This window comes from Myxococcus sp. AB025B (assembly GCF_006518215.1).
Classification (GTDB): Bacteria; Myxococcota; Myxococcia; order Myxococcales; family Myxococcaceae; genus Myxococcus; species Myxococcus fulvus.
This window is the reverse complement of the sequence record NZ_SRLW01000017.1, coordinates 15,025-38,691: the sequence shown is the minus strand read 5'-3', so window position 1 is coordinate 38,691 and position 23,667 is coordinate 15,025. Positions and strand designations below refer to the sequence as shown.

The 23,667-nt window shown below is 70.0% G+C and carries 17 protein-coding genes; 7 read left to right on the top strand and 10 right to left on the bottom strand.

Going from position 1 to position 23,667, the window contains the following annotated elements; genetic code table 11:
- The first annotated feature begins 143 nt into the window (after positions 1–143).
- Genes FL311_RS04740 through FL311_RS04710 form a run of 7 tightly spaced genes read left to right on the top strand, consistent with a single transcriptional unit; the run spans position 144 to position 6,905 of the window.
- The gene (locus tag FL311_RS04740) at positions 144–854 is read left to right on the top strand and encodes a MotA/TolQ/ExbB proton channel family protein (protein WP_046715628.1); all 711 of its coding nucleotides are present in this window, start codon (positions 144–146) and stop codon (positions 852–854) included.
- Positions 855–867: 13 nt separating this feature from the next.
- Positions 868–1,341, top strand: a complete 474-nt coding sequence (tolR, locus tag FL311_RS04735) for a protein TolR (RefSeq protein WP_141323753.1) — start codon at positions 868–870, stop codon at positions 1,339–1,341.
- 3 nt (positions 1,342–1,344) lie between these two features.
- The gene (locus FL311_RS04730) at positions 1,345–2,127 is read left to right on the top strand and encodes a TonB family protein (RefSeq protein ID WP_141323752.1); all 783 of its coding nucleotides are present in this window, start codon (positions 1,345–1,347) and stop codon (positions 2,125–2,127) included.
- Complete coding sequence (locus FL311_RS04725; protein ID WP_141323751.1) at positions 2,124–3,419, top strand: LpqB family beta-propeller domain-containing protein; 1,296 nt, start codon at positions 2,124–2,126, stop codon at positions 3,417–3,419. The genes FL311_RS04730 and FL311_RS04725 overlap by 4 nt, the downstream gene beginning before the upstream one ends.
- Positions 3,420–3,469: 50 nt before the next feature.
- On the top strand, positions 3,470–4,654 hold the full coding sequence (locus tag FL311_RS04720; RefSeq protein WP_141323750.1) for an aminotransferase class V-fold PLP-dependent enzyme: 1,185 nt from the start codon (positions 3,470–3,472) through the stop codon (positions 4,652–4,654).
- A 17-nt stretch (positions 4,655–4,671) separates the two neighbouring features.
- Positions 4,672–5,607 (top strand): Ppx/GppA phosphatase family protein, encoded by a 936-nt coding sequence (locus tag FL311_RS04715; RefSeq protein ID WP_141323749.1) that lies wholly within the window; start codon positions 4,672–4,674, stop codon positions 5,605–5,607.
- Positions 5,604–6,905 (top strand): MFS transporter, encoded by a 1,302-nt coding sequence (locus FL311_RS04710; protein WP_228556672.1) that lies wholly within the window; start codon positions 5,604–5,606, stop codon positions 6,903–6,905. Before FL311_RS04715 ends, FL311_RS04710 begins: the two co-directional genes overlap by 4 nt.
- A 317-nt stretch (positions 6,906–7,222) precedes the next feature.
- Here the strand turns inward: FL311_RS04710 and FL311_RS04705 are convergent, their stop codons facing one another.
- From FL311_RS04705 to FL311_RS04660, 10 genes are all read right to left on the bottom strand, one after another.
- Positions 7,223–8,542 (bottom strand): lysophospholipid acyltransferase family protein, encoded by a 1,320-nt coding sequence (locus tag FL311_RS04705; protein ID WP_141323748.1) that lies wholly within the window; start codon positions 8,540–8,542, stop codon positions 7,223–7,225.
- A gap of 35 nt (positions 8,543–8,577) precedes the next feature.
- Complete coding sequence (locus FL311_RS04700) at positions 8,578–9,099, bottom strand: hypothetical protein (protein ID WP_141323747.1); 522 nt, start codon at positions 9,097–9,099, stop codon at positions 8,578–8,580.
- Positions 9,099–12,185, bottom strand: a complete 3,087-nt coding sequence (locus FL311_RS04695; RefSeq protein ID WP_141323746.1) for a POTRA domain-containing protein — start codon at positions 12,183–12,185, stop codon at positions 9,099–9,101. Before FL311_RS04695 ends, FL311_RS04700 begins: the two co-directional genes overlap by 1 nt.
- A gap of 11 nt (positions 12,186–12,196) precedes the next feature.
- Positions 12,197–16,129 (bottom strand): translocation/assembly module TamB domain-containing protein, encoded by a 3,933-nt coding sequence (locus tag FL311_RS04690; RefSeq protein ID WP_141323745.1) that lies wholly within the window; start codon positions 16,127–16,129, stop codon positions 12,197–12,199.
- A 5-nt stretch (positions 16,130–16,134) separates the two neighbouring features.
- On the bottom strand, positions 16,135–17,079 hold the full coding sequence (locus FL311_RS04685; RefSeq protein ID WP_141323744.1) for an ExeA family protein: 945 nt from the start codon (positions 17,077–17,079) through the stop codon (positions 16,135–16,137).
- Between the two features lie 24 nt (positions 17,080–17,103).
- Positions 17,104–20,277, bottom strand: a complete 3,174-nt coding sequence (locus FL311_RS04680) for a tetratricopeptide repeat protein (RefSeq protein WP_141323743.1) — start codon at positions 20,275–20,277, stop codon at positions 17,104–17,106.
- Between the two features lie 188 nt (positions 20,278–20,465).
- A complete protein-coding gene (accC, locus tag FL311_RS04675; RefSeq protein WP_141323742.1) occupies positions 20,466–21,851 on the bottom strand; it encodes an acetyl-CoA carboxylase biotin carboxylase subunit in 1,386 nt (461 codons plus the stop codon).
- Between the two features lie 70 nt (positions 21,852–21,921).
- Positions 21,922–22,518 (bottom strand): acetyl-CoA carboxylase biotin carboxyl carrier protein, encoded by a 597-nt coding sequence (accB, locus tag FL311_RS04670; protein ID WP_141323741.1) that lies wholly within the window; start codon positions 22,516–22,518, stop codon positions 21,922–21,924.
- Between the two features lie 30 nt (positions 22,519–22,548).
- Positions 22,549–23,130, bottom strand: a complete 582-nt coding sequence (gene efp, locus FL311_RS04665; RefSeq protein WP_141323740.1) for an elongation factor P — start codon at positions 23,128–23,130, stop codon at positions 22,549–22,551.
- 135 nt (positions 23,131–23,265) lie between these two features.
- Positions 23,266–23,628, bottom strand: a complete 363-nt coding sequence (locus tag FL311_RS04660; RefSeq protein ID WP_141323739.1) for a hypothetical protein — start codon at positions 23,626–23,628, stop codon at positions 23,266–23,268.
- Positions 23,629–23,667: the final 39 nt, after the last annotated feature.

Sequence of the window (23,667 nt, the reverse complement as noted above, 5' to 3'; positions counted from 1 at the left end):
GTGATGAGGTGTTCGGCCCGTTTCAGTCACCTCGGACGACCCCTCCCGGGAATTATTCACCGGCACGGCCAATCCACTTCAAGCAGCCGGGCTTGCCCCGTTTGTTTGACCCAGTTGTAGCGGAGTGTTACGCGCTCCAACCCATGACGCCCCACCTGCCCCTGGCGCTCGGCGCCATGAACTACGTGGAGATCATCCGCGACGCGTCCTTCATCGAGCTGGCCGTGCTGCTGCTCCTGATGGGCGTCTCCGTGGCCTCCTGGGCCCTCATCGCGATGAAGGCCACCCAGCTCGCCAAGGCTCGCGCACAGTCTCTCACCTTCCTCGACACCTTCTGGAAGGCCTCCCGGCTGGAGGCCATCTACCAGACAGCCCAGAAGCTGGACGCCTCGCCGCTCTCCAAGGTCTTCTGTGCGGGGTACGAGGAGCTGACCAAGCTGGCGCAGGCCAAGGAAGGCGGCGCCGAGGGCGCCATGGCGGAGCGGCTGGGCGGAATCGAGAACGTGGAGCGCGCGCTGATGCGGGCCTCCACGTCGCAAATCACCGAGCTGGAGGCCCGCGTGTCGTTCCTGGGCACGGTGGGCGCCGCGTCGCCCTTCGTCGGCCTGTTCGGCACGGTCATTGGCATCCTGAGCGCGTTCAACCAGATTGCCGAGCAGGGCAACGCGACCCTGGCCACGGTGGCGGCGCCGGTGGGCAACGCGCTGTTCGCCACGGCGGCGGGCCTGTTCGCGGCGATTCCGGCCGTGGTCGCGTACAACTCGTTCGTCAGCCGCATCAAGGTGTTCGACACGGAGATGTCCAACTTCTCCGCGGACTTCCTCAACATCATCAAGCGTCACTTCTTCCGGTAGGCGGACCTCGACCATGGGCATGGGCGGAGGCAATCGCGGCGGTGGCCGCACCACGATGAGCGAGATCAACGTCACGCCCATGGTGGACGTGATGCTGGTGCTGCTCATCATCTTCATGGTGACCGCGCCCCTCATCCAGCAGGGCGTGAAGGTGAACCTGCCGGAGACCAAGGCGGCCCCGGTGGAGGCGACCGAGAAGAAGGTCGTGCTCTCCATCGACGCGGGCAAGAAGGTCTACATCGGCGACGCGGAGGTGGCGCTCGAGGAGCTGGAGGCGAAGCTTGCCGCCAACGCCAAGGTGCAGGCCGACAAGGAGGTCTTCCTCCACGCCGACCGGGACGTGCCCTACGGCACCGTCGTGGAGGTGATGGCGGCCGCCCAGCGCGCGGGCATCAACAACGTGGGGATGATCACGGACCCTTCCACGGGGTCCAAGACGTCCAACACGCAGTCGACCTCGAAGAAGCCCAAGGAGGCGAAGCGCTAGCCCATGCATTCCGCGGTGAGCCACAGCCTGCTCCTCAGCAAGAGCTCACGGGTGTCGCCGTTCATCATCGCGTCGGTGGTGGGGCACGTGGCCCTGCTGCTGGCGGGGATGCTGTACGCCCACCTCAACGCCGGGCCCAAGGTGGACCTCACCGCGCAGCCCATCCGCGCCACGCTGGTGCGCCAGGGCAAGCCGCGCGACTCGAAGCTCTTGCCGCGCAAGGAAGCGCTGCCGCCGCCGCCCAAGCAGGTGGACGCGCCCAAGCCCGCGCCCGAAGCGCCGCCCGCGCCCTCCTCCGCCGCCGTCGCGGTGCCCATCCCCGGCGTCAAGCCTGAGCCCTCGTCCGCGCCGAAGCCCACGCCCGTGAAGGGTGAGAAGGACGGCGAGGACCGGCGCAAGCGGCTGTTCGGCGCGTTCGACAAGACGGCCAAGGCATCCGAGGAGGAGCCCGAGGGCGCCGAGGACGGCGACCCGGACGGCGACTCCGCCACCGCCGAGGGTGAGCGCTACTTCGGCCTCTTGCAGGCGCAGGTGCGCCGCAACTACAGCGTCGCGGACACGATTCCTGAGTCCGAGCGACTGCACCTCAAGGCCCTCGTGGCGCTCAGGCTGGGGCGCGCGGGCGAGGTGCTGGACGTGAGCCTCACCAAGCCCAGCGGCAATGATTTGTTCGACTCGGCGGTCGTCGCCGCCGTGCGCAAGGCCTCACCCTTCTCGCCTCCTCCCGACCACCTCCGAGACGCGCTGCAGAAGAACGGCGTCAACCTGATGTTCAACGCCCTATGAAAGCCCTGCTCCTCTCCCTCCTCCTCGTCCCGCTGGCGGCCTTCGCCCAGACGCCGACCATCGAAATCTCCGGCGCCAACTTCCGCCCGCTGCCGGTGGCGGTGGCCGCGCCCCTCACCCAGAACGAGGGCGCCAAGGGCGCGGCGAACGCCTTCGACACCGCCTTCACCTTCGACCTCACCGCGTCCGGCATCCTCCAGGTGCTGGACCGCAAGAGCTTCACGGCCGACCCCAAGGAGGGCATGGCCGCGGGCACCATCACCTTCAGCCGCTGGGCGGACGTGGGCGCCGAGGCGCTGGTGAAGGTCTCGCTGGCGGACGACGCCGGCACGCTGCGCGGCGAGCTGCGCCTGTACAACGTGGGCACCGGTCGCGAGGACCTCAAGGTGACCAAGGACGCGCCGGTGAAGAACCCGTCGCTGCTGGCCCACCGGCTGGCGGACGCGCTCTACCGGCACTTCACCCGCGAGCCCAGCCCCTTCCTGTCGCGCATCACCTACGTGAAGAAGGCGGGCAACAACCGCGACATCGCCGTGGCGGACTGGGACGGCGGCAACGCCGTGACGCTCACCAAGGGCGGCATCAACATCCTGCCCTCGCTGAGCCAGGACGGCGCTCAGGTGGCGTACACGTCGTACCGCAAGAACCGGCCGGACCTCTGGGTGCAGCGCCCGGGTGGCGATGCGCGCATGGTGGTCTCCGACGGGCAGATGATCACCGGCGGCGCGTTCTCCCCGGACGGCAAGCGCCTGGCGTACTCGCAGGCCGAGGGTGAGAGCGCTCAAATCTACGTGGCCAACGCGGACGGCTCGGGCGCCAAGGCCGTCACCGACACGCCCTACGGCCTGAACACCAGCCCCACCTGGTCGCCCGACGGCAAGAGAATCGCCTTCGTGTCCAACCGCGGCGGCAGCCCGCAGATCTACGTCATGGGCGCGGACGGCTCGGGCGTGCGGCGGCTCACCTTCCAGGGCAACTACAACCAGACGCCGGACTGGTCTCCTCGCGGCGACCTCATCGTCTTCACCGCGCGCGACGAGCGCAACGCGTTCGACCTGTTCACCATCCACGTCGAGACGGGCAAGGTGACGCGCCTGACGCAGGACCAGGGCAACAACGAGGAGCCCGCGTTCTCCCCCAACGGCAGGCTGGTGCTGTTCTCCTCCACGCGCGCGGGCGGCACGCAGCTGTTCGTGATGACGGCGGACGGCAACAACCAGCTGCCCCTGCGCGCGGAGAAGGGCACGCTGTTGACGCCCGACTGGGCGCCGCTCGCGGACAGCCAGCCGTAGGACTCGCGGAGCGTTGACAGGGGGCGCGTGCTCGGGTGCAGTCCCCGCGCATGAGCGCCTCCCTCCGTTCCCACTGGGGATTGGATCCCCAGGTCCGCTTCCTCAATCACGGCTCCTACGGTGCGTGCCCCACCGCCGTGCTCCAGAAGCAGTCGGAGCTGCGCGCGCGGATGGAGGCGGAGCCCGTCCGCTTCCTGCACCGTGAAATCGAGCCCCTGCTGGACGAGGCCCGCGGCGTGCTCGCGGACTTCCTCGACGCGGACACCGAGGACGTGTCCTTCGTCACCAACGCCACCAGCGGTGTCACCACGGTGCTGCGCTCGCTGCGCTTCCAGCCCGGCGACGAGCTGCTCACCACGGACCACGAATACAACGCGAGCCGCAACGCGCTGGACTTCGTCGCCGAGCACGGCGGCGCCAAGGTGGTGGTCGCGAAGCTGCCGTGGCCGGTGACGTCCGCTCGGTCCATCGTGGACACGGTGCTCGCGCACGTGACGCCGCGCACGCGGCTGTTCCTCGTGGACCATGTCTCCAGCCAGACGGCGCTGGTGATGCCGCTGGCGAAGCTCGTCTCGGAGCTGCGCGCGCGCGGCGTGGAGACGCTGGTCGACGGCGCGCATGGGCCGGGACAGGTGCCGCTGTCGCTGCGCTCGCTCGGCGCTGGCTACTACACGGGCAACTGCCACAAGTGGCTGTGCGCGCCCAAGGGCGCCGCGTTCCTCCACGTGCGCAGGGATTTGCAGCAGGGCCTGACGCCGCTGGCGGTGAGCCATGGGCGCAACTCGCCCCGCACGGACCGCTCCCGCTACCGGCTGTTGTTCGACTGGACGGGGACGCATGACCCGTCCGCCGTGCTCTGCGTCCCGGAGGCACTGCGCGTGGTGGGTGGCCTGCTACCCGGCGGCTGGCCCGAGGTGATGGCGGCCAACCGGAGCAAGGCCCTGGCCGCGCGGGCCCTCCTGTGCGAGCGGCTGAAAGTTTCCCCCGCCTGCCCCGAGGAGATGGTGGGCAGCATGGCGGTGGTGACGCTGCCACCGGGCTACCCGTTGGAGCCCGAAGCTCCGCTCTACCTGGACCCGCTCCACCTGCGTCTGTTCGACGAGCACCGCATCGAGGTGCCCATCGTCGCGTGGCCCCGGCCCCCCGAGCGTCACGTGCGACTGTCCGCGCAGCTCTACAACACCCCGGACGAGTACGCCGCGCTGGCAGACGCTTTGGAAGCGCTGCTGCGTTGAGTAGGCTGGCTACACATATGCCGCGATTCGCCACCATCGACATCGGTACCAACTCCGTGCTGTTGCTGGTCGCGGAGCGCACCGGGGACGGCCGCTTCGAAGCCGTCCTCGAGCGCGCAGAAATCACCCGCCTGGGACGCGGCGTGGACGCCACCCGCCGCCTGTCTGCCGAGGGCATGGAGGCCACGCTGTCGGTGCTCGAGGCCTTCGCGCGCGAGGCGCGTGAGCAGGGCGCGCAGGACATCGCGGTGTCGGCCACCAGCGCCGCGCGCGACGCGGTGAACGGCGCGGAGTTCCTCGAGGCCGCGAAGACGCGCGCGGGCGTCACGGTGGAGATCATCTCCGGGCAGCTCGAAGCGGAGCTGTCGTTCGCCGCGGTGAGCTCGGACTTCTCGGGCGAGGCGGCCGGGCCCTTGCTGGTGTTGGACATCGGCGGCGGCTCCACCGAGTTCATCTACGGCAACCCCGCGGGCCACGTGGACTTCCGGCACAGCTTCGACGTGGGCGCGGTGCGGCTCACCGAGCGCTTCGTGCGCTCGGACCCGATGTCCGCCGAGGACCGCGCGCGCATCCAGGCGCACCTGCGCGAGACCTTCAAGGCGCTGCCGCCTCCGCCTCCCTCCTCGGTGCTGGTGGGCGTGGCGGGCACGGTGACCACGGTGTACGCGGTGAAGCACGCCATCGCCCCGTACGACGCGGCGCGGGTGCACGGGGGCACGCTGTCGGTGGGCGAATTGAGCGCGCTGGTGGACCAGCTGTGCCGGCAGCCGCTCGAGGAGCGGCGCACGCTGCCGGGCATGCAGCCCAAGCGCGCGGACGTCATCCCCGCGGGTGCGATCATCCTGCTGGAGGCGGTGAAGGCGCTGGGGCTCGATGGCTGCCGGGTGAGTGACCGGGGCTTGAGATGGGGACTGCTCGCGCACCGCTTCGGCGCGGGGGCCTCCCGTTCATGAGCGCGCCCTCCGTGAGCGTCTCTCCTCCCCCGTCTCCGTCCCCTTCGCCCACCACCGCGCCCGTGGCTCCGGCGGCGAACGCCGGCTACGCGCTGCTCATCCTCACGCTCATCAACCTGGTCAACTACCTCGACCGATACATCGTCGCGGTGGCGCTGCCGGGCATCCAGCAGGAGTTCGGCATCAACGACACCCAGTCGGGCCTGCTCGGCACCATGTTCATCGTGGTGTTCATGCTGGCCTCGCCGCTGGGCGGCTTCCTCGGAGACCGGTATCCCCGCAAGTTCCTGGTCGCGGGCGGTGTGCTGTTGTGGAGCCTGGCCACGGGGGCCAGCGGGCTCGCCACGTCCTTCATCGCGCTGCTCGTCGCTCGGGCGGTAATTGGCATCGGCGAGGCGGGCTATGGCGCGGTGGCGCCGAGCATCATCTCGGACCTGTACCCTCGCGACCGGCGCACGCGGATGCTGGCGCTCTTCTACATCGCCATCCCCGTGGGCGCGGCCGCGGGCTACGGCCTGGGCGGCTGGCTGACGCAGAAGTACTCGTGGCACGTGGCCTTCTTCGCCGGTGGCGTGCCGGGCCTGATTCTGGGCGCGATGGCGTTCTTCATGCCGGAGCCCCAGCGCGGCGCCATGGACGGGCCGGACGCGGAGGTGAAGCTGCCCTTCATGGTGGGTTTGAAGGGGCTGGGACGCAACGCGGCCTTCTGGGCGGTGACCGCGGGTTACACGCTGATGACGTTCTCCATCGGCGGCCTGGGCTTCTGGATGCCGACGTACCTGGTGCGCGAGCGCGCGATGTCGGCGGACAGCTCCGGGTTCCTGTTCGGCGCGATTACCGCGGTGGCGGGCCTGCTGGGCACCGTGGCCGGCGGGTGGCTGGGCGACAAGCTGGACCGCAAGCGCGAGGGCGGTGGCCTGTGGATGTCGGGCATCGGCCTCTTGCTCGCGGCGCCGTGCATGTACCTGGCCGTGCACCTGAAGGACGTGGGGCCCACGTTCGCGGCCATCGGCGCCGCGCAGTTCCTCATCTTCCTCAACAGCGGCCCCATCAACGCGGCCATCGTCAACTGCGTGCCGCCCGCGTTCCGCGCCTTCGCCATGGGGCTCAACGTGCTGTGCATCCACCTGCTCGGGGATGCGATTTCGCCCACGCTCATCGGCAACATCGCCGACGCGTCCAACCTGCGCACCGCCATCGCGGTGAACGCCCTGCCCGTGCTGCTGGGCGGACTGGCGCTGCTCGTCGGCGCGAGGTTGTTCCGGGACGCGGTGCCACGGGAGCGCGCTACCGCCTGACGGCGGCGTCCACCTTCGGCCGCTACTCGTCCTCCGACCGTTCCGCCTCGAGGCCATCCACGAGCAGCAGTGTTGCGAGGCGCGCGAGGTTGCTCAGCGAGCCACCACCTGACAGCGGCCCCCCTTCGGCTGGGCCTCGTCCGCCAACCGCTACACCTCAAGGGCCATCCGCCAGTAGCAACACCGTGAGGCGCGGGTAGCTAACGCGCTACCGCCTGATGGCGGCATCCACCTTTGGCCGCTACTCGTCCTCCGACCATTCCGCCTCGAGGCCATCCACGAGCGGCAGCACCACGAGGTTCGCGGCTTTCCAGGCGCTACCGCCTGACGGCGGCATCCACCTTCGGCCGGTACTCGTCCGCCAGTCGCTCCACTTCCGTGGCCAGCCGCTCGCCATCCGCGAGCAGCAGCGCCTTGAGGCGCGCGCGGTTGCCCAGCATGAAGAACACATCCACGTCCCGCCGCAGCACGTCCGAGCGCTCGGAGAAGTAGAGCGTGAAGAGCGCCAGCGGCGGCACCGCGACGAAGGTGAAGAGCGCGAGGAGCGCGCCGCCCAGCACGCCCGCCGTCACGGTGAGCGCCGCCCACCAGGCGAGCATCACGACGAAGCCCGTGAGGAACTTCACCGTGGCCTGCACGTCGAGCTCCGCCTTGCGGCTGGCGGCCCGAGGCACCTGGTACGGCAGCCAGAACAGCACGAGCCCCAGCACGAACAGCGGCAGCCCGAACACCAGCGCGAGCAGGTTCTTCACGATGAACGACGTGACGTTGCCCGGCCGGTAGATGAGCGCCAGGTCCGACGGCCCCGTCGCGTGCACCAGGTCCAACCGACGCTTGAAGGACGTGAGCTGCGCGCGCAGGTCCTCGAAGCGCTCCGGCTCCTGGGTGCGAAAGAGCTGCACACCACGAGCCCACAAGCGCAGTCGCTCCGCATCCAGCGCGCCGCCCTGCTTGAACGCGAACAACTGCTCGGCGAGCTGAATCAACGGCAGGTCCGCCCACTGCTCCAGGTTGAGCGTCACCGCGCGAAGCCCCTCGGCGATGCGCTCCGTCAGCGCGCGCACCGAGTCCTGCTCCGACGCAGCGTCCGCGGGCAGGAACGCGGTGGCGTCGATGGCGGGCCCCACGTCGATGAGGACCTCGCTGCGGAACACGTGCTTCTCCGCGTACGTGAGCCCCACGGGGACGATGCGCACGGGCGCGCCCTCTCGGACGGCACTCAGCGCGATGCGCGAGGCCCCCGTCTTCAGCTCCGCGAGCCCCGGCTCCGAGTGGCTCTTGCCCTCGGGGAAGATGGTGATGGCGCGTCCCTGCACGAGCGCACCCTTGGCCGCGTCGAGCGTGCCCTCGTTGCCGCCCATCTTCGTCGGGTCATCCTGCTTGCGGTACACCGGCAGCGCGTCGAGCCCCTTCAGCAGCCAGCCGATGACGGGCATGCGGAACAGCGGGGCCTTCGCGAGGAACGTCACCTTGCGGCGCGTGAGGATGAAGACGAGCCCGGGGTCGATGAGCCCATTGGGGTGATTGCCCACGAAGAGCACGGGCCCCTCGGGCTCGGCGCCGGAGGCATTCACCTTCACCCGATAGAACAGGCGCAGACACACCGCCACCACGGCACGGACACAGGCGTAGAACACGCCCGGGACTGTACCTCACGCCGCGAGGCCGGCGCTCACGGGTACTTGTCCACCACCAGGATGACGCCCGTGTTGTCCTGCACCACGGAGAACCCCTTCATCGGGCTCGGGTAGGCAATCAACCCCTCGCCATCGCGGTCCCACCTCGCGTCGAGCAGGATTCCGCAGAACGGCACGGACATGGCGCCGCTCTCCGGCAGGAAGACGCGGTCGTAGCGGCCGAACACGCGGTGCTTCGTCACATAGAGCCGCCCGCCAATGCGAGCGCCGGGTAGCACCTTCTCCCCTTCGTCCCGGGGCAGCGCGATGACGAAGCTGTAGTTGTAACGCGCCGGTCCCGGGTGGTCCTGGATGGCATCCACGATGACGGGGAGCTTGTCGCCGGGCTTGAGCCCCAGCCGCTCCATCTGCACCAGCGCGCCCTTCGGACACGTCCCCTCCGGCGGCATCCACTTGGGACGCTCCGGCGCGTCGGTGACCTCCTGCGTGTGGCGGCACCCCGCGCCCCAGAGGCCCGTCAACAGCAGCGCCATCCACCCCGTGGACCTGAGCCTCATCAGAACGTCCCGATGCTGAAGTGGAACTGCGTGCGCGCCTCGTTCACTTCCTCGTCCGGGTCCAGGTTGAAGCCCACGTCGAACGCGAGCGGACCCACCGGCGTCATGTACCGCAGGCCCATGCCCGCCGCGTAGCGCAGCCGCTCCAAGTCCAGCCGCGTCCTGTCCAGCCACAGGTTGCCCGCCTCGAAGAACAGGCCCAGGTCCAACGACGTCAGCGCCGGCAGCCGCAGCTCCGCCTTGCCCAAGGTGAACAGCTCACCGCCCTGGCTCGCCGGCACCTGCCCCGCGAGCACCGCCTTCAGCTCGCCCGAGCACCCCGTCGGACTGATGAGCGAGCGACAGTCGCGCAGCCGCTGATGCAGCGCCTCACGCACGTCCTCGGGCAGCACGCCGTCCTCGCGGAAGCCGCGCAGGCTCGACGAGCCGCCCAGGTAGAACAGCTTCGAGCCGATGGGCTGCGCGCCCGTCTCCATCGGGACGATGGTGCCCGCGCGCGCCGACAACGCGAGGCTCGCTCGACGCCCGAGAGGAATGTAGCCACTCAAGCTGCTCGCCAGCTTCAGGCCGTTGATGGGAAACGCGGGCACGGCGTTGCCCGCGACGTCCGTGGGGCTCACGCTGATGCCGCGCGTGAGCTCCGCGCTGCTGATGAGCACCAGACCGCGCCGGGGGTTCGTCGCGTCGTCACGGAAGTCGAGCGTGATTGCGGGCCGCAGCGAGTGCAGCACGAAGTCGCCGAACGGATAGCGCAGCCGCTCCTGGTCCGCGCGGTTGAGCAGCTCCAGCACGCCGGCGCGCGAGCGCAGCCGGTTGTTCTCCACTTCGTACGACAGCGAGACGTTGAACCAGGACGCCACCGCCCAGTCCAACGCCGCCGCCGCCGCGAGCCGCGAGGACACGTACGAGGGCCGGTGCACGCGCTCCGCAATCAAGTCCAGTCGCGCTCCCACCTCGAACGGCAGCAGGAAGTACAGCCGAGGCTGCGCCAGCGCGAGGTTGCCACGGCCACCCAGTCCGCTCAGTCCCTGGAGCTCCACGTCACAGCCCGCCGAGGCCGCACCGCCCGACTGCTCACACGCAATCCGCCGGTCCGCCGACAACGCCTCCGCGCTCCAGCCCGCGTAGTTCACCTTGCCGCGCGCCAGCAGGCTCAGGCCCAGTCCATCCAGGTTGCGGTACGCCGTGTCCAAGGTGATTCGAGGACCGTCGACCAGGAAGTAGCCGCCGGACACCTGGCCATCGAGGCGAGGGCGCTCGTGCACCGTCACCACCACGTCCTTGGACGCCTCGCGCCGCGTGGGGTCCGCGAGCGTCACGTCCACCTGACGGAACAAGCCCAGCCGCGCGAGCCTGCGCTGCCCCTCGGTGAGCGAGTCCATGGCCAGCGGCTGCCCCTCCTCCAGGTTCAGGTTGGCCATGATGAGGTCCGGGTCCGTGCGCGTCAGGCCCTGCACCAGCACCTTGCCCACCTTCACCTGCGGCCCCGTGTCCGCGGTGAACACCACCGTCGCGACGGTGTCGCCCTCCTCCAGCGAGGACTTCGTCGTGACGCGGGCGAAGAGGTAGCCCTGCGTGCCCAGCCCGCGCTCCAGCGCCACGCGCGCCGCCTCCACCGCCTCGAAGCTCAGCGGTAGGCCCTCGTGCACCCCCATGCCCGAGGCCGTCGCGCGCGCGGCCTTTGTGTCCGGGAACCCGTCGGGGACGACCTGCTTCACGCGCGTCTGGGACCCCTCCACCACGTCGAAGTCCGCCGCCGCCGTGCGCGTGCGCGCATCCACCGTCAGCCCCCGGAGCGTCACCACCACCGACAGGAAGCCCCGCTCACGGTACTGCTCCATCATCGACTCCGTGGCCTCCAGCCACGCGTCCTCGACGTACACCGTGGCCGGGTCCGGCACCGGCTCCGTGGCGCCAGGCCCGCGGCCGTGACGACCCTCGACGTCCAGCGGGTCGTCCTGGAGCCGCAGGTCCAGCTCCGGCTGGAGTTCGCCGGCGCGGATGCGCTCCGCCAGCGCCTCCCTCAACGTGCCCGAGCCCAGCGACGCGTTGCCATGGAAGCGGACCTCGCTGACGCGCAGGGGCTGGCCCTCGTCCACGTCGAAGGCCAGCACCGCCACCTCACCATCCGGCCGCAGCACCTCGCGCGGACGCACGCGCGCGTCGTGGAACCCCCGGTGCCGGTAGAACGACTCCACCCGCCGCGCCAGCCGTCCGGCCACCACCTCGTCGAGCGGCTCGGCCACGTCGTACGCCAGCACCTGCTCCAGCACCTCGGCCGTGAAGCGGTGGTTGCCATGGAAGCGCACGCGGTAGCGAGGCCCCGCCGACAGCGGCACCGACACCGACGCGGCGCTGCCCTCCACCAGCACCGCGGGCGCGCCCACCTGCGCGCGCCAGTGCCCCGCCTCTCGCAACACCGTGCGCAGCTGATCCAACCCCGCGTCCAGCCGCACGCGGTCGAACACCTCACCGGGGCGCATCGCGACCGCCGCCAGCAAGCGGGGCAGCGGCAGGCCCGGGCTGCCGGAGAAGTTCACCTGTCGCACCAGCGTCGGCTGCCCCTCGGTGACGTGCAGCGACACCTGGATGCCCGAAGGCAGCGGCTCCTGCGTGGCCGTCACGCGCACGGAGTCGTAGCCCTTGCGCTGATACGCCTGGAGCACACCGGACACGGCGCCCTCCAGCTCCTCCGGGTCCAGCGGGCCGCCCTCGAGCAGGCCGCTGGCGTCGAGCAGCTCCCCGTCCGTCAGCACCTGGTTCCCGTCGAAGCGAAGCCGCGCCAGCCGCGACACGGGCGTGAGCTGGAAGACCAGCCGCACCCCGCCGCGCACCTCCTCCGCGCGCGCCACCACGTCCGAGAACCGCCCCGTGGCCCACAGCCGCTCCACCGAGCGGCGCACCAACGAGGGCATCAGCGCCTGGCCCTTGCGCACCGCCACCAGGCCGCTGAGCCCCTCGGCGTCCTCGCCTCCGGGCAGGTGCAGCTCCACGGCGACCACGTTCTGACCGGCGGCGCGAGGCTCGGGCGCCTGGGCGCGCGCGGAGGCCGAGGCCAGGACGCACAGCCAGAGCCCCAGCGCCACCGCGGCGCGGGTTACTCGACCTCCCAGCTGAGCTTCAGCTCGAGCCCGAGGTTGCCAAACGAGGCTTCGCTGTTCTCGTTGTCCCACTGGGCCTGCGCGGAAAGTCTGTCGTCGAAGCGGTACTCGGCACGCGCCCGCGTTCCGCGCCCACTCACCGGTTGAGTCATCCCGATTTTAAGCTGCTCGCTGAGGAACTTCGACTCCAGTTGCGCGGTGGGCTCCGCTTGTCGGGTGGCGTCATTGTAGGTGGTGGCTATCTGGAGGGACAAATCCCTCAGCACCGGATTGCTGGGAAGAAACCGCTGGACCTGCCGGTCCAGACCCGACGCGTTGAAGAGGGCCTCGGCCGCCAGCCCGGCTCCGGCCGACGCCGCGGTGTCCCGGTCCGACGAGGTGAACCCCAGGGTGAGCAGGGAGACGATGTCCCCTTCCACCAGCGCGGGCTCCGACGAGAGGAGAATCTGCGGGTCCGTGGGCTTGCCGAAGGCGTGCAGCTTCACCACGAACTCGCGCACCTGCGTCTGGGCCTGGACCTCGAAGACGGGCTCCAGGCTGTTGGCGTCCTGGAACTCCAACTGCCCCTGGCTGATGGTGAACGGGTTGTTGCGGAAGAACGCCTGGCTGCCCTCGGCCAGCTCCACCCGCCCCAAGAGGCCCGGCCGCAGGTCCGTCCCCGTCAGCCGCACGTCCCCGAGCATCCGCGCCTTGGCCAGGTTGTTGTCCACGCGCACGTCCCCGAAGTGGACGTTCACATCCCAGATGACCCACGGCTTCAACGCCTCGCCCAGGGCCGCGGACGGCGAGGGCGCCTGCACCGGCGCGCGCTTCTGCATGGACTTCAGCAGCGCCTCCACGTCCAGCGCCTTCTGGTAGCGCATCTTGACGATGTCGATGCCGCCCGTGACGGTGAAGCCCTTGGGTGGCCCCACCACCTGGAGCAGCCCGGAGAACGTCGCCGGCAGGTCCTCGGTGAGCCGGTAGGGCACCTCGTCCAGTTGCACCGTGAGTCCCAGCCGCTGGGGGAGGAAGCGCGACAGCCGCACGTCACCGCGCGCGGACACCTTGCCCTCGTTGACCACGCCCCGCAGGTGCTCCAGCAACACGCGCTGGCCCGTCAGCTCCACGCGCCCGGACATGCTTCGGACGTTGATGGGCAGGTCGCGCATCGCCACGCGCAGGTCCAACAGCTCCGCGCTGCCCACCACCGAGGGTGCCTCCAGCGTCCCCGTGGCCTCCGCGTCCACGGTGAGCCGCCCCGTGGAGCGCTCCACCATCGACGGCAGCAGTGACTCCAACAGGCGCAGGTCCCCGCCTCCGCGCAGCGTCAGGCCGATGCCGCCGCGCGTGGTCATCCAGCCGCCCATGTTCAGGTCCACGTACGGCCCGAGGAAGCGGAACGGCTGCACCTCCAGCCGCCCCTTCTCGAAGGCGAGCGAGATGGGCGCCGTGTTCTCCGCGCGCACGTCGTCACGCGACAGCACCAGACGGTCCACCGTCGCGCGCACCTGCGCGGCCTGCGGCTCCATCAGCGGCCCCTTCGCCGAGAGCGAGCCGGACACCTGGCCGGACACGCCCGCCCACAGCGGCTCCGCCGGCAGCAGCGTGCGAATCTCCGGCAGCGCCAGCGTGAGCGTGGCGTCGTAGGGCCACGTGTCCTGCACCTTCATCTTCACGCGGCCGCTGGCGTCCTGGAAGGGCCGCCCCCAGACCTCGAAGTCCTTGCCCACCAGTCGCCCGGTGAGGTCCATGGCGCCCAGGTTGCGACCATCCAGCGCGATGTGCGGCGACTTCAGCGTGACGTCCACCACGGGGATGTCGGACGTGCCGGACACGACGCCGTCCATCACCATCGTCCCCGTGAGCCCCAGGCGCCCGGCCAGCTCCGGCCCCACCGTCTCCCCGAGCGACAGCCCGTCCCCGCCGAAGCGGTAGTCCAGCCCGCCCGCGAACAGCAGCGTGCCCTCCGCCCAGGTGCGGCCCAGCGGGCCCTTGAGCTCCGTGCGCTCGAGCACCATGGCCTTGCCGTCCACGAAGCGAAGCCGCGCCGAGCCGTCCCCCATGCGCCGCCCGTGGTACGTGGTGTCCTTCACGTCGAAGGCCACCAGCCCCTCCAGCTTCTCGATGGGGCTGTCCACCTCCACGCGCCCGGACGCCGTGCCGCCCAGCGTGCCCTGCATCACCGCCAGCGACGGCGTCAGGCCCGCCACCACGTCGACCAGGTCCTCGGTGCGCCCCTGCGGGACGTTCACCTCGAGCTTCAGGTTGAGCAGCCGGCCGAAGCCCACCGCCGCCTTGCCGTAGTACTGCGTGCGCCCCTTCTGTCCCGTGAACGAGGGGAAGGCCAGCACCCCATCCGAGTAGCCCAGCTTCCCCTGCAGCACGCCCAGGTTGAAGCCCCAGAAGACGAAGTCGCGGAACGACAGGCCCGACTCCACCTTCACCTCGGAGACCGGCCCCGTAATCGAGTACGTCGCGTTGCCGCGCCCCGCCCACTTCAGTCCGGCGATGTGGCCGAAGTCCGACAGGTCCACCTCGCCCTGACCGTGGATGTCCAACCCCAGGCCATTGCCGATGAGCAGCCCCACGTCGGCCTGCACGCGCGAGCGGCCCACCTCCGCCTGGACGTGGTTGAAGGACACGCGGTCCGTCTGCAGCCGCACCTGCGCCTGCGCCCGCCCCTTGTCGAACTCCAGGATGTGGATGCCCTCGCTGGTGGGGGCGTCATAGGCGCGCGTGGCCAGCCGGAAGCGGCCGGTGCGCAAGTCGAGCGGCCCGGACAGCGAGAAGCGCGGCAGCAGATTGCCGGAGAGCTGCGCCTCGAGCGACGCGGGGAAGTCCACCCACGAGCCCTTCACGCCCGCCTTGTCGAGGATGCGCGCCAGCGACGCATCCTCCGTCTTCAGGCTCACCTCCAGCGGGAGCAGCGGCGTCAGCAGCAGCTTGCCCGTGGCGCGCACCCGCCCCATGCCCACCGGCACCACCACCTCCTCCAGCCGCACCTCGTCGCCCGCGTAGGACAGCCGCGCGGAGATGTTGGCGGGTCCGAAGCGCTCGTAGCCCAGCCCATTGCCGGACAGCTCCAGCGACACCGCGGGAGACTCGGGCCTGCCGGCGATGGACACGCGGCTCCACAGGTGGCCCGTCGCCGGCTTCGGCAACAGCTTCGCCTGCGACAGCGTGCGCAGCGGCAGGAAGATCTGCGCGTCCAGCGCCAGGTGCGGCTGGCAGAGCGAGTCCACCCGTCCGGACACCGTGGTGCTGATGTCATCCAGTGACACCTCCGCGCGCTCCAGTTCCAGCAGTGCCTCGTCCGGGTCCACCGCACCGGCGATGGCCAGCCGCTGCAGCGCCAGCTCCTGGCCTCCGGGCCCCAGACGCACGAGTCCCCGGCGTGCCTCCACGTCCAGCTCGATGACGCCCCAGCGCTCCGCCCAGCGGACATCCAGGTCCGCCACCTCCACGCGGCGCCCCTCGGGCAGCGCCACGCGCACCTCGGCGCCGACGATGTCCAGCTTCGCCACCCGCACCCGCTCCAGCGGGTCCAGGAAGCAGCCCTCCGACTTCGTCTCGGGACGCTCGCGAGGCTGGGACACGTCCAGCGACAGCCGCGGACGCACCGCGCGCACCGAGGCGAACGTCAGCCTGCCGGAGAGGGGGCGCAAAAAGCCGAACTGCACCTCCGCCAGGTCCGCCGCCAACAGCGGCGTGTCCGCGCCCGGCAGGAAGAGCGAGAAGCCGTGCACCAGCACGCGCGAGCCGAGCGGGTCCAACTCACAGCGGCCGATGCCCACGTCCAGGCCGAGCACGTCCGGCAGGTGTCGCCGCGCCACCGTGCAGGCCACCTCCCACGTGGCGGGCATGCGCAACGCGAGGACACTCCCCGAGATGACGAGGAGCACGAGCAGCAGCGCTCGAAGCGCACCGTTGCGGCTCTGTGTGGCCAAAGCCCCTAGAGCTTACCCAGCCCTTCGAGGTAGCGGTCTATCTCCGCGAGGTCGAGCTTGTTGTTGGCCGCTCGGGGCAGGTTCGTGGCGGGCACGCTCGCCCGCTCGGCTGCTCCAGGAGCGGCCGAGTTGATGCCCTGCAGGCCCAGGTTCTTCCCGATGCGGTTCACCAGGTCCGCGGACACGGTGTCCGCCCGGGCCAGGAAGGCCTCGAAGAGCGCGTTGTCGCACAGCGTGTTGATGACACGCGGCGAGCCGGACGAGTGCTCGTGCACGGCCAGCAGCGCCTCGGGCGAGAACGGCATGCGCGGGCAGCCGGCGAGCCGCAGGCGGTGCTTGATGTACGCCTCGGTGGACTCCGCCGTGAAGGGCTCAAGCTTGTAGCGCATGGCCACGCGCTGCGCGAGCGGCGGGTCCAGCTTCAGGTTCTTCTCGATCTCCGGCAGGCCGAAGAACACGAAGGAGATGAGCTTGCGCTCCGGCACTTCCAGGTTGAGCAGCCCGCGGAACTCCTCCATCAGCTCCCGCGTCTCCAGCATCTGCGCCTCGTCGATGAGGACGACGGCCTTCTTGCCGGACTCATAGATTTGGAGGAGCCGCTGGTAGAGCTGGGACAGGAGCGCGAGCTTCTCCTGCGCGGGGTTCTCCACGCCCAGCTGCAGCGCGATTCGGCGCAACAGCCAGTTGGCGGTGATGCCCGAGTGGATGATGACGAGCAGCGCGGCCTCGTATTCGGACTCGGGAAGCGAGTCGAGCATGCGGCGCGCCAGCGTCGTCTTCCCCGCGCCGATGTCGCCGACGAGGATGGACAGGCCCTTCATGTAGCTGACGGCGTGCATCAGCCGGGTGAGCGCCTGCGAGTGCTGAGCCGAGTTGTAATAGAAGCGGCTCACCGGAGCGTTGGAGAAGGGCTCCTGGGAGAGGTCGAAGAAATCGAGGTAGGTCGTCATGGGCTCGCCGGACCTCGGGGGCAACTACACGTAACCGACCTTGCGCGCCTTGGGCGCGCCGGCGGCCGGCACGGGGGGATTGGCCACGGCCGCGGCTGCACCGCCGCCAGGGCTCTTCGTGCCGTTGGCGGTGGCGACGGGCGCGGGCATGGGGAGGGGGTCGTCTTCCGGTGACGTGCTGGCGGACAGTCGGGACACCTGCGAGCTCACGTCGCGGTACTTCGCGTCCATCGCCGCCACGCGCTGGTAGTGGTGCAGCGCCTTGCCCGGCTCGCCGCTCGCCTCCCAGGCCTGGGCCAGCTCGAAGCCCAGCGCCTTGGCGGCCTCGCCCGTGGCGTGGGGACTGGCGAGCCCCTCGCGGAAGGTGGCCACCGCGGACGCGCCGTCACCGCGCAGCAGGTGCAGCATGCCCATCATCGTGAGGCAGTCGAGCTCGCGCTTGGAGCCCATGGAGCCCTGACGCGCCACCTCGAACTCGTGGAGCGCGTCGTCCAGCAGGCCCATCTCCTTGTAGGCGATGCCCAGGTCGTAGTGCGTGTCCACGTCCTCGGGCTTCACCACCTTGGCCAGGCCCTTCTTGAACTCGGAGAACACCTCCTCCACCGAGTACTGGAAGTCCTCTTCCGCCGCGGGCGCCGCCGCCGTGTCGTCGCCCAGGTTGTCGATTTCGCCGGCCAGCTCCGCCGCCAGGTCGAACGCGTCGCGCTCCCCCGCCGGCTCCGTCACCGGAAGCACGGTGGGCACCGACACCGGCTCGGGCGGCTCCTCTTCCGGCGGCACGCCGCCGCTGGCCTCGAGCGCCTCCAGGCGCTCCATCAGCTCCGTGGCGCGCGGGTGGCCCGGGAAGGCGATGCTCACCGTCTCGAGGATTTCGCGCGCCTCTTCCAGCAGGCCCTGGTCCAGGAAGAACGCGGCCTCGTCACACTCCTCCGCGGCGGGCTCCTCCTCCGGCTCGCTGACGCTGTCGTCGGCGAGCTCGGCGGCGGCCTCCTCCTGAGGCTCCTCCACGGGCGAGCCGAAGTCCTGGGGCTCCTCCTCCACCGAGCCGAAGTCGGTCTCCGGCAGGGGCTCGGGCTCGTCGAGGGGCGCGTCGTCCATCGCCACGATGGCGTGCGAGGCGGTGGGCTCCTCCTCCTCGAAGTCGCCCAGCGACGGCATGTCGGAGCCCGCGGGCTCCTCGAGGTCGTCGAGCATCGACGCGTCCAGCGGCGCGATGCCCACGCGCGTGGGGACCTCGTCCACGTCGAGCGAGGCCTCCTCGACGAGCGTCGCCTGCTTGCGCGTGTCGGGCGCGGCGTCCTGGAGGAGCTGACGGGTGGGCGCGCGCACCATCGTCGGCGGCGGCGCGTCGTCATCGTCGCCCAGCGACATGGCCGCCATCGTGGACGTGGCCTCGTCGTCCGAGTCGCCCAGCGAGTAGCTCTCGTCGTCGGAGAGCGGCCCGTCCAGGTCGGCCGACTCGACGAGCGGCTCGTCGTCCGTGGACGCCAGGCCGGGCTCGTCCGTGAGCACCATCCCCTCGTCGCCCGACACCAGGAGCTCGTCCTCGGCCGCCGCCGCCAGGTCCTCCGGCGCGGGGGAGTCGTAGACGTCGTGCTCGCCCGAGGTGATGGCCTCGCCGACGAGCGCCTCTTCGCTCACGACGGTGGCGTCGTGCTCGTCGTCGATGACCTCGTCGGAGTCGCTCGAGGGCAGCGTGGCCAGCGCCAGCTCGTCCCCCGGAGGATGCAAGAGCGCGTCCTCGGGCGGCGGCGCGACGAGCACCTCGTCGTCGCTGGAGTCCACCAGGATGGCGTCCTCGCCCACCGACTCCACCACCGTCGCGGACGGAGAGGCCGTCACCGGGCCCTCCACGCGCAGCACCGACAGGAACGCCGGCACCTCGGGGTGCGCGGGGTTCTGATGGAGGATGGTCGCCAAGTACGGCTGCGCGCGCGTCGAGTCCGCGGCGCGCGTGCACAGGCGCAGCACGTTCAACAGCTGCTCGCCCGCCTGCGCCGTGTTCCCCGACGCGACGTAGATTTGATACGCCTTCTCGTGCGCGTCCAGGTTCTCCGGGTCGACGGAGAAGACCTTGCGCAGGTGCTCCAGCGCTTTGTCGTGGAGCCCGTACTTCACGTAGACGTCCGTCTCCGTGAGCAGCTTCGCCAGCTGCTCGCGCGCCATTCCGGCTTGCGAGGGAGGCGGCGCCGCGACGGGCGCGGGCTGAGGCTGGGCCGCGGGCTGAGGCGCGGCGCGGGCGGCCGGCTGGGGCGCGGAGGGCTGCTGGGGCTGCGGCGCCGCCACGGGCTGGGGCTGCGCGGGAGCCGGCGCCGGCGCGCGACGCGCGAGCAGCTCCGGGTCCTGCGGATCCAACACTTCAATCTGCGTCCAGACCGCCTCGGCCTCGGTGAGACGGCCGCGCTCCTGGTGGATCTTCGCCAGCTCCTTGTAGACGGACACCGTCTTGGAGGTCTGCCCCAGCCCCTGGAACGCCTGGGCCAGCAGCGACAGCGTCTCCACGTCGCGGCCATCCGCCTTGAAGCACACCTGCAGCTTCGCGAGCGCGCGCTTCTGGTCACCGCGTTGCAGGTACGAGGTCGCCAGCTCCTTGGCGAGCGGCAGGTTGTCCGGCTCGAGCGTGGACAGGCGCTCGGCCACGCGGGCCCAGTCGTCACCGCGGCCGTTGCGCTTGAGGTACTCGGCGGCGCGCTTGAACTCCTGCACCGCCTCACGCGACATGTTCTCGCGCGCGTACAGCTCCGCGAGCTTGATCTTCGACGCCACGTTCTCCGGGTCGAGGTCCACCATCTTCTTCAAGGTGTCGAGCGACGACTTGGTGTCGCCCGCCTTGTCGTAGTGGTTCGCCACGATCTGGAAGTAGGCCATCGCCTCCGACATCAGCCCGAGCTGCTGGTGCAGCTCCGCCAGCTTGAGGTTCACCTCGAGCAGGTTCGGGTTGAGCTTGAGGACCTGCTTGTAGAGGGCGACGGCCTTGAGGAAGAAGCCGTCCGAGGAGTAGCTCTCCGCGACCTTGGTGAAGAAGTGCGCCGCCTGGGCGTTGTCGTTCTTCTTCTGGTACAGCTCCCCCATCTTCTGGAGCACCCGGATGTCCTTCGGGTCGACCTCCAGGACCTTCTGATACTCCTTGATGGCCTTGTCGTACGCGCCCTTCGCGACCAGCTTCGCGGCGGCTTCGATGATCTTGTTCTTGTCCATCGAGCGTGGGCTTCCGGCGAGCCGAAACCCCTTGGAACTTCGCGGGTTTCTATCTTCAAAAGGGGGAGAGTCGGAGGCTAACGGAATCCTCCGACGCGGGTCAAGAAACAGCCCGGCTCCCCCCGGGGCCAGCTCACCTGCTTGCACACCCGCCCATTAGACGGACGCGCCACGTAGGCGGACGTGCGCTACGGCGTCTCTTCCACGGCTTTCTTGAGTCGACGGGAACCCGTCTCACTCGCGAGCAGCCGCTCCACGAAGCGCGTGTCGTAGTTGCCCTCCTGGAAGGACTCCTCGCCGAGCGCCGCGCGGTGGAACGGGATGTTGGTGCGGATGCCTTCCACGACGTACTCGCCGAGCGCGCGCTGCATGCGGCGGATGGCCGTCTCGCGGTCCTCCGCGTGCACGATGAGCTTGGCCAGCAGGCTGTCGTAGTACGGCAGCACCGTGTAGTTCTCGTAGGCCCCCGAGTCCACGCGCACCCCGTAGCCGCCCGGGACGCTGTAGCCCGTAATCTTGCCGGGCCACGGCGCGAAGGTGATGGGGTCCTCGGCGTTGACGCGGCACTCGATGGCGTGCCCGCGGATCTGGATGTCCTCCTGCTTGAAGCGCAGGGGGTGGCCGTAAGCCATGCGAATCTGCTCACGGACCAGGTCCACGCCCGTGACGAGCTCCGTCACCGGGTGCTCCACCTGGATGCGCGTGTTCATCTCCATGAAGTAGAACTCGCCGCGCTCGTCGAGCAGGTACTCGATGGTGCCGACGTTGTTGTAGCGCAGCTTGCGCATCGCCTCGACGGACACCCTGCCCATCCGCTCGCGCAGCTCCGGCGTGAGCGCCGGGGACGGGGCCTCCTCGATGAGCTTCTGGTGCCGCCGCTGCACCGAGCACTCGCGCTCGTTGAGGTGGATGATGTTGCCGTGCTCGTCCGCGACGATCTGGATTTCGATGTGGCGCGGCTTCTCCACGTACCGCTCGATGTAGAGGTCGCCGTTGTTGAACGACGCCACCGCCTCCGCCTGCGCGGTGGAGAACGCCTGCGCCAGCGCGCTCGGCTCGCGGACGATCTTCATCCCCTTGCCGCCGCCACCCGCGGCCGCCTTGAGGATGACGGGGAAGCCAATCTGACGGGCGAACTCCTCCGCCTCGCGCGGGTCCTTCACGGTGCCGGGGCTGCCGGGCAGCAGCGGCATGCCCGCCTCCCGCGCCGCCTGCCGGGCCCGCACCTTGTTGCCCATCATCCGCAGCATCTCCGGGCGCGGACCGATGAAGCGAATCTTGCAGTTCTCGCAGACCTCGGCGAACTCGGCGTTCTCCGACAGGAAGCCGTAGCCGGGGTGGATGGCGTCCGCGCGGGTGATTTCGGCGGCGGACAAGAGCTGCGGGACGTTGAGGTAGCTCTCCTTGGACGACGGAGGGCCGATGCAGACGGCCTCGTCCGCGAAGCGCACGTGGAGGGCGTTGGCGTCCGCCGTGGAGTGCACCGCCACGGTGGCGATGCCCAGCTCCCGACAGGCGCGGATGACCCGCAGGGCAATCTCCCCGCGGTTGGCGATCAGCACCTTCTTGAACACGGGGGTGTCTCCTGGAGCGGTGGGCGTGGGGCGCGCGCCCGTCGTGGGGCGAGGGGCGCGCCCGCCAGCGTCAGGCCGGCTCGATGCGGAACAGGGACTGGCCGAACTCCACCGGCCGCCCGTTCTCCACGAGGATCTCCACCACGCGACCGGAGACCTCGGACTCGATTTCGTTCATCAACTTCATCGCCTCGATGATGCAGAGCACCTGGCCCTTCTTCACCACGGTGCCCACGTCGACGAAGGCCGGCTGGTCCGGCGCCGGCGTCCGGTAGAACGTGCCGACGAAGGGGCTGGTCACCACGTGGCCGGGCTTCTCCGGGGCCTTCTCAGCCGCGGGGGCCGGGGCCGCCGCGGGCGCGGAGGCAGGAGCGGACGACACGGGGCGGGGCGCGGGCGCCGCGTACTCCACCGCCGGGCCCACCGGGACGGCCGACGGGGCCGCGTGGTGGACGATGGTCGTCTCCGGGGCGTGGCCGCGGCGGATGAAGAGCTTCTCCTCCCCGCGCTTCCACACCAGCCTCGTCACGTCCGAGGCCTCCAGGATGTTGACGATTTCCCGCAGGGCCTCCACGTCCAGCGACGTGTTGCCCGCGTTGGCCGCGTTCGCCGGAGCGGACGCGCTGGCGGGCGCGGAGGCCCGGGTCGACTTGCGCTTGGTTGCCATGCTCGCGTCCCCTCCCTCGGGCGTCCTGGGTCAGCCCGCGGTGGCCACGCGGGTCAGGTACTTGCCACCCTCGCGCGTGTCGATCTTGAGGACATCACCCTCGTTGATGAACAGGGGGACGTTGACCACGAAGCCGGTCTCCAGCGTGGCGGGCTTCAGCGCGCCGGACACCGTGTCGCCGCGCACGCCCGGGTCGCACTTGATGACCTTCAGGTCCACCGAGTTGGGCAGCGTCACGCTGATGGCCTTCCCGTTCCAGAACAGGATGGTCGCGTCGGTGTTCTCCTTCAGGAAGTTCTTCGCGTCGCCGAGCGCCTTCTCGCTGATGAAGGTCTGCTCGAAGTCGCGCTTGTCCATGAAGTAGTAGTCGTCGCCCTGGACATACAGGTACTGCATGTCCTTCTCTTCGATGTCGGGACGGCCCACCTTCTCACCGGACTTCAGCGTCGGCTGCAGGACGCGGCCCGTGGTGAGGCTGCGGATCTTGGTGCGGACGAAGGCGGAACCCTTGCCGGGCTTCACGTGCTGGAACTCGACGATGACGAACGGCTCACCGTCGATTTCGATCTTCATACCGTTGTGAAACTCGGACGTATCGATGACACCGGCCATGGGGACCGACTCCTTCAGACTCGAAAATACGGAAGCTTGAAAAGTCGGGGGTGTCTAGCCCATGCCCCCTCCCATGGGAAGGGGAAAGCTGCGGAGCGCCGCGTCGTCCGGACGACTGCTTTACAGAGGGCGCGGCTAGAGCTCCGCGCTCACCTTGGGGGCCGTCACGCGAAGCACATAGCGGCCCTTGCCGTAGTTGCCATCCGCGCGCAGGGCGAGCACGAGGAAGTACTCAGGGGACACCAGCCGCATCAGCGTGAGGACCTTGTCGCTGTTGACGCTGACCTCGCTCACCGCGCCCGTCTTGAGCGTCTCCGCGGCGTGGCGCAGCTGCGTGAGGAGGTTGGCGTACTCCACCCAGGCCCCGCCCAGGTCCAGCTCGCCCGCCTCCTCGCGCTGGTAGGTGTCCACGGAGATGCCGTCGAAGCCCATCACGCTGCAGGCGAGGGCTCCGTCCACCTGGTTGACGACTGACTCGAGGTGCGTGCGAAAGGACATGGGCTCGGGGGTTCCTGGGTGGAGCGGTACGGCGCTGAC

Coding starts and splice junctions, on each gene's coding strand:
- FL311_RS04700 (WP_141323747.1), bottom strand. CDS start 9,099: ATGAGGCTCAGGTCCACGGGGTGGATGGCGCTGCTGTTGACGGGCCTC.
- FL311_RS04715 (WP_141323749.1), top strand. CDS start 4,672: ATGCCGCGATTCGCCACCATCGACATCGGTACCAACTCCGTGCTGTTG.
- accB (WP_141323741.1), bottom strand. CDS start 22,518: ATGGCAACCAAGCGCAAGTCGACCCGGGCCTCCGCGCCCGCCAGCGCG.
- FL311_RS04725 (WP_141323751.1), top strand. CDS start 2,124: ATGAAAGCCCTGCTCCTCTCCCTCCTCCTCGTCCCGCTGGCGGCCTTC.
- FL311_RS04660 (WP_141323739.1), bottom strand. CDS start 23,628: ATGTCCTTTCGCACGCACCTCGAGTCAGTCGTCAACCAGGTGGACGGA.
- FL311_RS04730 (WP_141323752.1), top strand. CDS start 1,345: ATGCATTCCGCGGTGAGCCACAGCCTGCTCCTCAGCAAGAGCTCACGG.
- tolR (WP_141323753.1), top strand. CDS start 868: ATGGGCATGGGCGGAGGCAATCGCGGCGGTGGCCGCACCACGATGAGC.
- FL311_RS04685 (WP_141323744.1), bottom strand. CDS start 17,079: ATGACGACCTACCTCGATTTCTTCGACCTCTCCCAGGAGCCCTTCTCC.
- FL311_RS04680 (WP_141323743.1), bottom strand. CDS start 20,277: ATGGACAAGAACAAGATCATCGAAGCCGCCGCGAAGCTGGTCGCGAAG.
- FL311_RS04710 (WP_228556672.1), top strand. CDS start 5,604: ATGAGCGCGCCCTCCGTGAGCGTCTCTCCTCCCCCGTCTCCGTCCCCT.
- FL311_RS04720 (WP_141323750.1), top strand. CDS start 3,470: ATGAGCGCCTCCCTCCGTTCCCACTGGGGATTGGATCCCCAGGTCCGC.
- efp (WP_141323740.1), bottom strand. CDS start 23,130: ATGGCCGGTGTCATCGATACGTCCGAGTTTCACAACGGTATGAAGATC.
- FL311_RS04740 (WP_046715628.1), top strand. CDS start 144: ATGACGCCCCACCTGCCCCTGGCGCTCGGCGCCATGAACTACGTGGAG.